Below are 12188 nucleotides of genomic sequence, written 5' to 3'. Positions count from 1 at the left end.
ACATGAGCGGGGGCCGGCCTCATCCGGCGGGCACGTCCGGTGCGGCAGGCGCTGGGGCGAGCCACGCCGCCACCACGTGCGCGACGACGACCGCCACGATCACGAGCGGCATCACGGCCAGCCCGTCGGAGGCCAGCAGCAGCGTCGCCAGCAGCACCGAGGTCAGCGGCAACCGCAGCATCACCACGCACATCGCGCCGATCCCCATCGCCACCCCCGCGACGAGCGGCAGCCCGGGCAGGTGCGACAACGCCAGGCCGCCCGCCGCGCCGAGGAACATGGCCGGAAAGATCGGGCCGCCCCGGAAGCTCGCCAGCGACACGCCGTACGCCAGCCCCTTGCACACCAGCAGCATCAGCAGGGCGCCCACCGAATACCCGGCGCTGTTCTGCAGCAGCGGCCCCATCGCCGCCTCCCCGGAGAACAGCACGTCCGAGAGCTTGCCGCCGGTCGCAGCGACGTAGGCGATCGCGAGACCTGCGACGGCGAGCCCGGCCACCGGGGCGAACAGGACGATGTGGGGCGCGATCCGGTCGCGCAGGCCGAGGGCGATCCGATGCACAGCCGTCCCCACCACGGCGGCGAGCACCCCGATGACCAGCGCCCAACCGAACTGCGCGAGGTCGGGATGGTCGAACGGCGGCAGCCCGGGCAACGCCAGCGACGCCTCCCCCAGACCCGTCAGGGCGTCGAGCCCGACGAAGATCAACGCACCGATGCCGGCGGCCAGCAGGCCGGGGAGCAGCACCAGCCCGAGCGCCGCCCCGCCCAGTCCGGATGCCTCCATCAGCAGGAACGCGCCGAGGATCGGGGACCCGAGGAGTGCGCTAATCGCGGCGAAGCTTCCGGCTGCCCCTACGACGGCGCCCACCTGCGGGGGCGCGTCGCGGGCGGTCAGGCGTACCGCGCAGACGGCGAGCCCCGCACCGAGGGCGATCAGCGGCGCCTCGGGCCCGAGCACCACCCCGAGCCCGAGGGTCGCAAGTGCGGCAAGTAGCACACCCGGCAGCTCGGACGGCGTCGGTGCGCCCCGTGGCTGGAACCCGTCGGCCGGCGAGTGGCCGCCCCCGCCGGGGAGGTGCCGGATGGTCAGCCCGACAAGCACCCCGGCGATCCCGAGCACGGGCAGCGGCCACCACAGCGGCGTCGCGGCGAAGCCGAGCGCGCGCGGGAGGTCAATGAAGACCCACCGCTGGAGCGCGTCGACGAGCTGCAGGAAGAAGTACGCCGCCGCCGAGATCGGGACGCCGATCAGCGCCGCGAGCAGGAGCAGCCTCAGGTAGGCGGGCGACCGCAGCTGTTCCGCGGCGTCCGGGGGCGGTGCCCCCTGTGCCGCCGCCCCGCCCGCCGGAGCGGCGGGAGGTGCCGTGTCGGACATCGTCCGGTCCTCCTCGTGCTCGCGCCCCGTCGGCTCGGGCTCAGCCGGGAACCGGGCGCACGGACACCACAGTCATCCCGAGCGCCTGGAGCTGGGCGAGGATGCCGTGCAGGTGCGACTCGTCGAGCACCTCGCCGTCGATGAGGGTCTGCCGCGGAGCCTCGGTGATGCGCATGCCGAGGAACGCCGACCTCGCCTCGTCGCTCAGCGGCCCGTCCACACAGAACACATAGCGCGTCGTCGTCGCCATCAGGTCTCATCTCCGCAGGCTTGCGGCCGCCCCGGGCCGCCAGCGCACGGTGCACCCACCGCGCCGAACCGGACATCGCCCGGGCAGGGTGAGCGGCACGAGGATCGAGCGCCGCATCATTGGCCGGGATCCACGGCCGGCAGCGAGAACGGAGCGGGCCGATGACGAGGAAGCCTTACGACCAGCTGGCTCCAGCAGCCCGCAGGCGCCTCGCCGCGGCGTCCCTGCTGCGCGCAGGCGCAGCGGTGACGGCGCTGGTGGTCGTGTACTACCTCCTCCCGCTGGACCGCCCGCTCAAACCGGCCACCCTGATCTGGTTCGGGCTCGGCCTGGTTGGCTTCGCCGCCGTCATCGCCTGGCAGGTGCGGGCGATCATGGTGTCCGATGTGCCGCGGTTGCGCGCGGTCCAGGCCATCGCGGTCGGCCTTGCGGTGCTCCTGCTGCTGTTCGCCTCGATCTACCTCCGGCTCGCGAACGACAACCCGGACAGCTTCACCGAGTCCCTGAGCAAGACGGACTCGCTCTACTTCACGATCACCGTCTTCACGACAGTCGGGTTCGGGGACATCACCCCGCGAACCGAGCTCGCACGCATCATCACGATGATCCAGATGCTCACGGGGCTGCTCGTGGTCGGCGTGGTCGCGAGGATCCTGCTGGGCGCGGTGCAGACGGCGGTGCAGCGACGGGAGCGCGACGGCCGGGCCGAGAACGACAGCGACCGGGCCGGAGACGGGTGAGCGGGCGCGGGAGCGCCGCCGCGGTGCCCACGTCCCGCCCGCAGGGGGTGAGGCGGCCGGACCCCGAACTGGTGGACGCTCCCCCCGGACGTCGTCGTTGGAGGACCGTGATGCGCACCCTGCTCAACGTGATCTGGCTGCTCCTGTGCGGGATCTGGCTCGCCATCGGCTACGTGATCGCCGGGGTGATCTGCTGCCTCCTGATCGTCACGATCCCGTTCGGGCTGGCGTCGTTCCGGATCGCGGACTTCTCGCTGTGGCCCTTCGGCCGCCAGCTCGTCCGGCGCCCGGACGCCGGGGCGCCGTCCACGATCGGCAACGTCATCTGGATCATCTTCGCCGGCTGGTGGCTCGCACTCGCGCACCTGACCACCGCGGTGGCACTGGCGGTCACGATCATCGGGATCCCGCTGGCGCTGGCCAACCTGAAGCTGATCCCCGTCTCGCTCGTCCCGCTCGGGCGGGTCATCGTGCCGCGGGACGCCGGGCAGGACACGCGGTACCCCGTGGTGCGCTGACCCCTTCCCTACCCGACCGCAGGCGGGGGCGCGGGCGCCGCCGCCGGTTCCTCCCCCCGGCCCAGGAACTCGATCAGCCCGAGCACGACCAGCAATCCGGCCGCGATGGCGACGATCGTGACGCCGGTGGGCCGATCGAGGAAGACGAACACCAGCGCGGCGACCGCGACGGCCGCGATCCGCAGCCCCCGAATGCGGGGCCGCACCCAGGTGCTGACCGGGCCGGTCGCCGACGGGCCGCCGCGAATCCGGTGCAGCAGCCCGGTGGCCCAGCGGCGGATGCCGACGGCGGTCGCCGACGAGCCGGCCAGGAACGCCCCCAGTGCGACGACCAGCGCGAGCACGATGAGCGCCCGCCCGGAGTCGCGGAGGAACCGCACGATGATGTCGAAAGCGGAGGCCGCGGCCGGCGCACCGGCCTGCGGGACGGCACTGACCAGCAGGCCCCGTACCACGAGCAGCGCGGCTGCCAGCACCACCAGTGCCACCGCGACTCCGAGCGCCGCGCCGATGACCGCCCGCATCCGGACCCGGGCCAGGTACACACCAACGGCGAGCAGCAGCAGGCTGATCCACGGCAGCACGGTCGCGAGGGAGCCCAGGACGTTGTAGGCCGTCTGGGCGCGCACCAGTTGGTCGGCGGGCGTTATCGCGATCGTCGGGTGCACCTCGGGCACCAGGTTGACAGCGGTGATCCCATCGGCACTCAACCGCTGCTTGGCCACGTCGATGAAGGGAGCGAGATCGAGGTAGACCGTGTCACCCCGCACCACCACGGATTGGCTGTTGCCGGAGAGCACGGTCACCGCTTGCTGGTGGGCGACCCGGACCGCCTGGTCCCACGCCGCGGCGAACTGAGGGCTCGCCACCACCTGGCCGACCTTGTCCCGCACGAAGCCGGTGGTCGCGGTCGCGAGGCTGGGGGTGAAGACCTCCAGCCGCTGCACGATCGGCGGAGGCAGGCCCTGCGCGGCGAGCGCCGTGATCGCATCGTTGGCGAGTGCCTGCACGTCGACGTGCTCGAAGATCGTCGTGGTGATCCGGTTCGTCAGTGCCCCCTGCACCGCGGGGTCGGCGACCAGCGGCCGCACGGTCTGCACGAACCGGTCGGTGTTGGAGAGCTCGTCACGCGCCCAGGTCGCGACGAGCGCCACCGGCGCGAGGGCGCAGCCCAGCACCAGCAACACGACGGCGAACACCGATCTCCAGCGGATGCGCCGGGTCGGGGGACGCGGCCGGCTGCGCAGCTCCGCGTTCTCCAGGCGAAGGCGTTCCAGCTCGGCGCGCTCGTCCGCCGTCATCACGGGCCGGGTCCCGTCGGGCTCGATCTCGCGGCCCTGCACCTGCGACATCTCCGGACCTCCGCAACAAACGATGGCAAGCGTGGAGGGTCGTCGGGCCGCGGGCGGTGCGCCTCGCCCGCTGCGGATGAGATCGCCCGATTGGGGGCTGCCGCTCGTCGGTCAGGTGCCCGGCCCGGCGCCGGGATCTCGCGATCCGCCGGTCACCCGAACACCGGGGTCGGGGTGTAGCTCGTAGATCACGACCGAGCCGAGCAGGAGGTCCTGTACCGAGCGGCGGGTCGGGCTGATCGCGCACCACAGCAACCCGACGGGGAAGAAGATGCACGCCAACGCGCGCAAAGTAGCCCGCGCCCAGCCGAGCGGGCCGCCCCGCCGCCCGAGCACCCGCACTCCGAGCAGGCCCGCGCCGTAGGTGCGCCCGGTCGTCGCCCACGCGACCGTGAGATAGACCGTCGCGATGAGTCCGGCGACGACGACCGTGACCGGAGTCGTCGGCCGCGGCCAGGTGAACGCGAGGGGAAACCAGACGAACCGGGCCGCCACCAGGGCGAGGTAGACCCCGGCGGTCAGCAACACGACCACGAGGCCGTCCGCCGCGGCGGCGAGGCTCCGCGTGACCACGCCGGCGCGACCCTGCCCTGAACCGGTCTGCCCTGGACCGGTCTGGCCTGAACCGGTCTGCCCTGAACCGGCGATCATGGCAGTGCGGGCCGCCCGGCATCCGGGCGCCGGAACACGCGGCCGACGAACCTGGCAACGGCGTCGTCGGCGTGCATGCCCTCCGCCCTGAGGCCCCGCACGGTCTCCAACGACAACGTCCTGGTGGACTCGCGGACGATCTCGGGCAGGTCGATCTCGTCGATGACCTCGCGGGCGATCCCCGCCAGGTCGAGACGCGCGACGACGGCGTCCAGATCGACCCGCGCGACGACCGCGTCCGCGTCGAGACGGGCGGCGATCGTGTCGAGATCGATCCGGGACGCGACCGCGTCCACGTCGACCTTCGCCACGATCGCGTCGATGTCGATGCGGCCGATGATCGCCTCGACGTCGACGCGGGCCACCACGGCGTCCAGGTCGACGCGCGCCACGACGGCGTCCAGGTCCGCTCGGCCCACCACGGCGTCGATGTCGGCGCGGGCGACGACGGCGTCCACGTCGATGCCGCGGGCGAGCGCGTCGAGATCGACGTTCCGGCGGACCAGGTCTGTCAGGTCGACGACGTCGACCACCGCGAGCACCAGCCTGCGGACGTTCGCCCGCACCGCGTGCTCCAGCCCGGCCCGGACCTGTGCCCCGCGGTCGGCCAGCTCCGCCATCACCCGCTCCCCCGAAGCGCCGAGGGCCGCCCGGGCCCCGAGCGAGATGACCGCGCCTGCCGCCGTGAGGACCGGCATCGCGAGCGTGCCGACCAGGCCGGCGACCGCGGCTCCGGCGCCCAGCGCCGCGTCCCCGACGCCGCCGAGGTACTCATCGGGCATGCCGCCACGCCGTTCGTCGTCGCTCACCGTCCCACGCTGGTGCGCGCGGGGCGTCCGGGCCTCACCCGAAGCGGGCGAAATTCGCCTCGGACGGAATCCCTTGCCCTGCCCTGCGGCCGAATCCCGACCGGCAACGCACCTGCCTCCGCTCTCCCGCCCGGCTCACCCCTCACGGATGAGGGGCCGGCGGCCCCGGCGAGACACGATCGACACGACCCTTTCGGAGGAGGAAACCTGATGTCCACGCCGCACACCACCCCGGCCAGCCAGGCCGGCTATCGCGATGCCGCAGGCCGCACGGCCACCTCGCCCTGGGCCAGCGGACTCGCCCTGTTCGCCGGAACTCTCATGATCATCGGGGGTATCTTCGAGGCCCTCTCCGGGCTGGCAGGACTGTTCCGCAACGAGCTCTTCGTCGTCGGCCTCCGATACGTGTACTCGTTCGACATCACGACCTGGGCCTGGATCCACCTGATCATCGGCATCCTCGTCGCCGTCGCCGGCGCTGCGGTGCTCTCGGGCCAGCTGTGGGGACGTGTCGTCGGGATCGGGCTCGTCACGCTCAGCATGCTCGCCAACTTCCTGTTCATGCCCTACTACCCGCTCTGGTCTCTGCTGATCATCGCGCTCGACGTGTTCGTGATCTGGGCCCTCTGCTCGTACGACCGCGAGGCAGCAGCCGCGCGCTGACAGCCGATCTGCTGCTCGGACCGATCGGACGATCTGTGAGGAGTCCCGATATGCCGCCCGACGACCGCCGCCGGGCGCTCCGGCTGGCCCCTCCGCCTGAGCCCGACCCGTGCACCCTCGAAGGCGACGACGACTCCGACGGCGACGCCGGTCAAAGGCCACCGGCAGTGGGGCGCCTGAGCGCCGTCACCCTCCAGGACTGGGCCCGCGTGTGCTGGCCGATGCACCTGTACGCGGTGATCGGGAACGAGGTGGGGAAGGCCGTCGAGGCCGGCATCCTCACCCTCCCCGAAGCCGAGTTCCTCGTCGCGCGGATCACCACCGTGATCGACCAGGCCATCGGAGACGACGACCGCTGACCAGCCGTTAGTGCACGCGCGCGAGCGCGAGACTGGACACCATGACGGACTATGGACGGCCGGTCCAGTTCGGGCTCAACGTCGACCCGAATGTGGACCAGCTCTGTGAGGCGCGGCGCCTGGCGGCCGCGGCCGACACCGCGGGGCTCGACCTCCTGGGCGTGCAGGACCACCCGTACCAGCCGGGCCACCTCGACGCCTGGATGTTGCTGGGCGACCTCGCCCACCGCACGGAGCGGATCTCCCTCTTCACCGACGTCTCCGACCTGCAGCTGCGGCCGCCCACGATGCTCGCCAAGGCCGCGGCGTCGCTGAGCGTGCAGACCGGCGGCCGGATCCAGCTCGGCGTGGGCGGCGGCGCGTTCCCCGACGCCATCGCCGCCATGGGAGTCACACCTCGGCAGGGCGCGGCGATGGTCAGCTACACCGAGGAGTCGCTGCGGATCCTCCGGCAGGCGCTGACGGGCGGAGAGGTGCGGCTGCGCGGCGCCGGGCCGGGTGAGGGCGGGCAGGGTGAGGGCGGCGGCGAGCACCGCGTCGTCGGGTACCGGGCAGGCCCGGTCCCGCCGGCCCCGGTCGAGATCTGGCTGGGCAGCCGAGGCCCGCGGATGCTCGCGGTCACCGGGCGGGCCGGCGACGGCTGGGTGTGCCCGCTCAACATCTACGTCGCCCCGCAGGACGTGCCCCAGCGGCAGCAGGTCATCGACGACGCCGCCCGGGCCGCCGGGCGCGACCCCGCGCAGGTGCGTCGCCTCTACAACGTGCTCGGGACCATCGGGGCAGGCGCCGGAGGCCCGGGACTCAGCGGGACCGCCGCGCACTGGGCCGACACCATGACCGACTGGGCTCTGCAGCTCGGGTTCGACACCTTCGTCTTCTGGCCCACCGGGGACCACGAGCGGCAGTCGGCGGCGTTCGCCGCCGAGGTGGTTCCGGAGGTGCGGCGCCGAGTGAAGGGCGCGCGGGGCGAATGACCGCGCGCCCGGCGCTGTACCCACGCCGCAGGATCGGCAGTCGGCACGAGCGACCGAGGAGACCGCCATGGATCTTGATCTGGTCGGCAAGACCGCCGTCGTCACCGGCGCCAGCAAGGGGATCGGCCTGGCCGTCGTCCGGTCGCTCGCGGCCGAGGGCATGAATGTCGTCGCGGGCGCGCGGGGCGGCAGTGCCGAGCTGTCAGAGCTCGCCGGACGCGCGGCCGTGCACCCGGTCCAGGTCGACCTGACGACACCGGACGGGCCCGCCCGCATCGTGGACGAGGCGGTGCGCGAGTTCGGCGGCCTGGACGTCCTGGTCAACAACGTCGGCGCGGTACGGCCGCGAGTCGACGGGTTCCTCGCGCTGACCGACGACGACTGGGACTGGGCGCTCAGGACGAACTTCCTCACCGCGGTCCGGACCACCCGCGCCGCGCTGCCGCACCTGCTCGAGCGGACCCCGTCGACGATCGTTACCGTCAGCTCGGTGAACGCGTTCCTGCCCGACCCGCGCGTCATCGACTACAGCGCTGCCAAGGGCGCCCTGAGCAACTTCTGCAAGTCGCTGTCGAAGGAGTTCGGGCACCGCGGCGTGCGGGTCAACACGGTCAGCCCTGGCCCGGTGGAGACCGCACTCTGGCTGGGGGACGACGGGGTCGCCGCCACCGTCGCCCGCGCGGGCCACGGCGACGCGGCCGCTGTCATGAAGGAGGCTGCTTCCGCAGCTGTCACCGGCCGGTTCACGCGGCCGGAGGAGGTCGCCGACCTGGTCGCCCTGCTCGCGAGCGGCCGGGCGGGCAACGTCACGGGCGCCGATGTGGTCATCGACGGTGGAATGGTCACCACCTTGTGAGAACCGCGATGGCCAGCATCGAGACCAAGAACATGGACACCCCGACGACACACGCACCCTAGTGCCCCGCGCCGCAAGTCCACCACATATCTCGACGGCCCAGCTCCCCGCTGGGCGCACCGGCGCACGGCCCGAGTACGCCCGGTACGAGGACCGCGCCCCAGCACACCCAGCGGAAACCTGGATCCGCCGATATACGCACCGGACTTCCGGCGCGGGACACTACGAGGGCTCCAGGTCGACCTGACCGTTCGCGACGTGCCAGTCCAGTGCCTCCCGGAGCGCGTCCAACGCCGTGTACCGGGGGGCGTAACCCAGCAGCGTGCGGGCCCGCTCGATGCCGGCGCTGATCGAGCGGGAGACGTGTTCGTGGGTCGTCCGGGCGTGCTCCGCTCCGACGCGTGACGCGAACGTGGGCCAGTCGACCAGCTCCAGCACGGGCTCCCGCCCGAACCACCCGGCGACCCCGTGCGCGAGCCCACGCAACGTCATCGCCTGTTCCGCGACGACGTGGAAGCTGGAGCCGATGGCCGCGGGGCGGGTCGACGCCCGCTCGAACGCCTGCGCCACGTCGTCGGCGTGTACGTGGTGCAGCACGCCGAGGCCGAGTTCGGGCAGCGGCAGCGGCGCCCCCAGCGCGAGCGCCCGCCACACTCCCGGGTCGAGGTTTCCGGCCGGTGTGATCACCGGCCACCCGGGACCGGTGATGTGGCCGGGGTGCAGCACGACGCTCGGCACCCCGCCCCGGCGGGTCTCGCGGTGCAGCAACTCCTCGATCGCGGCCTTGCCGATGCCGTAGTCGCCCACCGGTCTCCGCGGCTCGTCCTCAGTGACCGGCACGCGGTCCGCGGGACCGTGCACCCAGATCGTGCCGCAGTGCAGGAGCAGCGGCCGGGTGGGCCGCAGCGCTTCGACGAGCTGGGCTGCCGACTCGGCGGTGAAACACACCAGGTCCACCACGACGTCGGGCGCGAAGGACGCGACGCGGGCCCCGAACGTCCCGGCGCGGTCCTCCGCCTCCCGGTCCACGGCGACGCGCTCGACCCGTGACCACTCCGGGGCCGGGTGGTAGGGCTCACGTGTGCCGCGGCTGAGCGCCACGACCTCGTGCCCGGCGCGCACCAGCCGGGGAACGAGATACGAGGCGATGTGCCCGGTCGCGCCGACCACCACGACCCGGCTCACGAAGCACGCCTCGACTGACCGCCGACCGTCCCGAACCGCACCACCGAGCGCGAGCGGTACACCTCGCCCGGCCGCAGCACGGTAGACGGGAATTCCGGGCGGTTGGGGGCGTCGGGGAAGGCCTGCGGCTCCAGGCAGAACGCGTCGCCCTGCCGGGCCGCCGAACCGTCCCTCAGCACGAGCGTGCCGTCGAGCATGTTCCCCGAGTAGAACTGCACGCCGGGCTGGTCGGTGCGCAGCACCAGCGTGCGCCCGCTGCGCGGCTCGACCACCCGGGCGGCGAAGCGCAACCCGTCGGAGTCGGGGGGCCCATCGAGCACGAAGGTGTGGTCGTAGCCGCGGGCGGCCCGGAGCTGCGGGTGGCCTTCGCGAAGGCGCGCACCGATCCGCTGGGGCGAACGCAGGTCGAACGGCGTGCCGCCGACCGGCATTGGTGGTCCGGCCGGGATGAGGTGCTCGTCGACGGCCAGGATGTGCGACCCGCCGAGCTGCACCTCGTGCTCCTCGACGCGGCCGCCGCCCGCCAGGTTCCAGTAGGCGTGGTTGGTGAGGTTGACGACCGTCGGCGCGTCGGTGGCGGCCTCGTACTCGATGCGCAGGTCGCCGCCGTCCACGGTGTAGGTGACGGCCACCTGCAGCGTGCCGGGGAAGCCGTTCTCGCCGTCGGGGCTCGTGCGTCGCAGGGTGACCGACCGCCCGTCCGACTCGCCCGGCTCCCACTCCGCCGATTCGAAGCCCCCGGGGCCGCCGTGCAGGGCCGCGCCGGGCTCGTTCGTGGGGATCCGGTGTTCGACGCCGTCGAGCGTGAAGACGCCGCGGGCGATCCGGTTCGCGTACCGGCCCACGCTGGCACCGAGGTAGGCGGGGTCGCTGCGGTAGGCGCCCCCGTCGGCGAGTCCGAGCGCGACATCACCCCAGCGGCCCTCGCGATCAGGCGTGCGGACCGCGCTGATGCGCGCGCCGTAGCCGATCACGTCCACCTCGAGCGCCTCGGTGCGCAGGCGGACGGCGTCGAGCGGGCGAGGCGCGGTCGGGTCCATGCCCGGCATGCTGCCGCACCGCGGCCAAGGCGCCCAGACGGGCAGAACCTCCGGTCAGGGCGCTGCTTCCGTGTTGCGGACAGCCCCGACGGTCGGACGATCGCCGATCAGCACTACCCGGATGCCGCGTCATGGCCACTTCACGGGCCGAGCGCGGCGTCGTTCTGGATCGCGCGAGGCACTCGAAGCGCGCCGCGTACTCCTCGATCGTCGGCCGGTCCTCGCTCATTCCTCCCCCTCACCGAGTGAGTCGAGAAGCCGACGCATCCCGTCGACCAACCCGCTCCACTCGCTCTGCAGCAACGCCAGGTACGTACGGCCCGCGGGAGTCAAGGCGTAGTACTTCCGCGGCCGGGTCCGCCCCTCCGCCTCCCAGGTCGCACTGACGTGACCGGAGTCCTCGAGGCGGTGCAGCAGCGGGTAGAGCGTCCCCTCCCGGACCTCCAGCGCTCCCTCGCCCGCCCGCTGGAGCACCTTCAACAGCTCGTAGCCGTACCGCCTGCCGCCCTTGAGAACTGACAGGACAGCCAGCTCGGCAGTGCCGCGCTTCGCGGCGACCCGCGATTCCCTGTTGCCCCGGCGTTTTATATCAGATATGTTTCGCGTGACGGCAGTCACAAAGTCGTGGCGAAGGCGCCAGCCTTCCTCGCGGCGCGCCGACCGTCCGGTCATGCACTCGCCCGAGAGCAGGGATGCACAGTCGTGTCCGACCTGAAGTCGCAGACCATCTACCGCTCACTTCGGGAGCGGATCCTGCGAAACGAGCTCGCCTCCGGCACGCGACTGGTGCTGCGCGAACTGGCCAACCGGTACGAGTCCAGCGACATCCCCGTCCGCGAGGCGCTGCGGATGCTGGAACGCGACGGGTTGGTCGAGATGGTCCCCTACCGGGGCGCGCGGGTCACCACGCTGACGCAGCGCGAGATCGAGGAGACCTACTTCATCCGCGGCCACCTGGAGAGCATCGCCACGGGACTCGCCGCCGACCGGATCAGCGACGCCGAGCTGGGCGCGCTCGACGCGCTGATGGTGCAGATGCGTGCGGCGGTCGAAGCGCAGGACGGCCCCCATTTCTCCGACCTCAACCGCGAGTTCCACCAGATCATCGTCGCCGCCTGCGGCAACGAGATGCTCCGCGAGCTCACCATGGACATCTGGCAGCGGCATTCCGGGTTCCAGCGGGTGTTCCGGATGGTCCCCGAACGGCTCGCGCGTTCCCAGGCGGAGCACGAAGGGATCATGGACGCCCTCCACGCGCGCGACGCCAAGCGGGCGGCCGCACTCGCGCTGTGGCACAAGCGGTCGGTCGGCGACACCGTCAGCACGCTCGTGGACAAGCCCTCCGAAGAGCCGGGCACCGATGTGACCGCCTGAGATCGCCCACCGGTTCGGCGACGCCCCCGACAGCGCCCG

At 72.5% G+C, this 12188-nt stretch carries 15 protein-coding genes; 7 read left to right on the top strand and 8 right to left on the bottom strand.

All coding sequences use genetic code 11. The features are described 5' to 3' along the window. Positions 1-19 precede the first annotated feature (19 nt). Both ABD143_RS19460 and ABD143_RS19455 read right to left on the bottom strand, forming a co-directional pair. Positions 20-1378 (bottom strand): chloride channel protein, encoded by a 1359-nt coding sequence (locus ABD143_RS19460; RefSeq protein WP_343980061.1) that lies wholly within the window; start codon positions 1376-1378, stop codon positions 20-22. Positions 1379-1418: 40 nt separating this feature from the next. Continuing rightward, positions 1419-1628, bottom strand: coding sequence for a hypothetical protein (locus ABD143_RS19455; RefSeq protein WP_343980058.1), 210 nt, complete (start codon positions 1626-1628; stop codon positions 1419-1421). A gap of 161 nt (positions 1629-1789) precedes the next feature. On the opposite strand from ABD143_RS19455, the gene ABD143_RS19450 reads away from it, so the two are divergent. Together ABD143_RS19450 and ABD143_RS19445 are read left to right on the top strand one after the other, a co-directional pair. Next, positions 1790-2368, top strand: coding sequence for a potassium channel family protein (locus ABD143_RS19450; protein WP_343980055.1), 579 nt, complete (start codon positions 1790-1792; stop codon positions 2366-2368). A gap of 110 nt (positions 2369-2478) precedes the next feature. Further along, a complete protein-coding gene (locus tag ABD143_RS19445) occupies positions 2479-2886 on the top strand; it encodes a YccF domain-containing protein (RefSeq protein ID WP_343980052.1) in 408 nt (135 codons plus the stop codon). 8 nt (positions 2887-2894) lie between these two features. On the opposite strand, the gene ABD143_RS19440 is transcribed toward ABD143_RS19445, so the two are convergent. From ABD143_RS19440 to ABD143_RS19430, 3 genes are all read right to left on the bottom strand, one after another. Then, positions 2895-4238 carry a hypothetical protein gene (locus ABD143_RS19440; protein ID WP_343980049.1) on the bottom strand — a complete coding sequence of 448 codons (1344 nt, stop codon included), beginning with the start codon at positions 4236-4238 and terminating at the stop codon, positions 2895-2897. 111 nt (positions 4239-4349) lie between these two features. Further along, positions 4350-4811 carry an RDD family protein gene (locus tag ABD143_RS19435; protein ID WP_343980046.1) on the bottom strand — a complete coding sequence of 154 codons (462 nt, stop codon included), beginning with the start codon at positions 4809-4811 and terminating at the stop codon, positions 4350-4352. Between the two features lie 74 nt (positions 4812-4885). Beyond that, positions 4886-5698: a hypothetical protein gene (locus tag ABD143_RS19430; RefSeq protein ID WP_343980043.1), complete on the bottom strand. Its 813-nt coding sequence runs from the start codon at positions 5696-5698 to the stop codon at positions 4886-4888. 210 nt (positions 5699-5908) lie between these two features. Here ABD143_RS19430 and ABD143_RS19425 point away from each other — a divergent pair, with 210 nt between their 5' ends. The 4 genes from ABD143_RS19425 to ABD143_RS19410 all read left to right on the top strand — a co-directional run bounded on the left by ABD143_RS19425 (position 5909) and on the right by ABD143_RS19410 (position 8550). Continuing rightward, positions 5909-6361 (top strand): DUF7144 family membrane protein, encoded by a 453-nt coding sequence (locus ABD143_RS19425; RefSeq protein ID WP_343980039.1) that lies wholly within the window; start codon positions 5909-5911, stop codon positions 6359-6361. 50 nt (positions 6362-6411) lie between these two features. Further along, on the top strand, positions 6412-6720 hold the full coding sequence (locus ABD143_RS19420; RefSeq protein ID WP_343980036.1) for a hypothetical protein: 309 nt from the start codon (positions 6412-6414) through the stop codon (positions 6718-6720). 41 nt (positions 6721-6761) lie between these two features. Next, entirely contained in the window at positions 6762-7694 is a 933-nt protein-coding gene (locus ABD143_RS19415) for an LLM class flavin-dependent oxidoreductase (RefSeq protein ID WP_343980034.1), read from the top strand. Positions 7695-7761: 67 nt separating this feature from the next. Then, the gene (locus ABD143_RS19410; protein WP_343980032.1) at positions 7762-8550 is read left to right on the top strand and encodes an SDR family NAD(P)-dependent oxidoreductase; all 789 of its coding nucleotides are present in this window, start codon (positions 7762-7764) and stop codon (positions 8548-8550) included. Positions 8551-8772: 222 nt separating this feature from the next. On the opposite strand, the gene ABD143_RS19405 is transcribed toward ABD143_RS19410, so the two are convergent. From ABD143_RS19405 to ABD143_RS19395, 3 genes are all read right to left on the bottom strand, one after another. Further along, a complete protein-coding gene (locus ABD143_RS19405; protein WP_343980029.1) occupies positions 8773-9735 on the bottom strand; it encodes an NAD-dependent epimerase/dehydratase family protein in 963 nt (320 codons plus the stop codon). Next, entirely contained in the window at positions 9732-10775 is a 1044-nt protein-coding gene (locus ABD143_RS19400; RefSeq protein WP_343980026.1) for an aldose epimerase family protein, read from the bottom strand. Before ABD143_RS19400 ends, ABD143_RS19405 begins: the two co-directional genes overlap by 4 nt. Positions 10776-11000: 225 nt before the next feature. Further along, on the bottom strand, positions 11001-11393 hold the full coding sequence (locus ABD143_RS19395; protein ID WP_343980024.1) for a PadR family transcriptional regulator: 393 nt from the start codon (positions 11391-11393) through the stop codon (positions 11001-11003). Between the two features lie 84 nt (positions 11394-11477). Here ABD143_RS19395 and ABD143_RS19390 point away from each other — a divergent pair, with 84 nt between their 5' ends. Then, a complete protein-coding gene (locus tag ABD143_RS19390) occupies positions 11478-12149 on the top strand; it encodes a GntR family transcriptional regulator (protein ID WP_343980022.1) in 672 nt (223 codons plus the stop codon). Positions 12150-12188: the final 39 nt, after the last annotated feature.

The sequence above is a fragment of the Pseudonocardia aurantiaca genome (assembly GCF_039526725.1).
Taxonomy (GTDB): domain Bacteria; phylum Actinomycetota; class Actinomycetes; order Mycobacteriales; family Pseudonocardiaceae; genus Pseudonocardia; species Pseudonocardia aurantiaca.
Note: the sequence above shows the minus strand (reverse complement) of the source record. Positions and strands in the feature narration are given on the sequence as shown.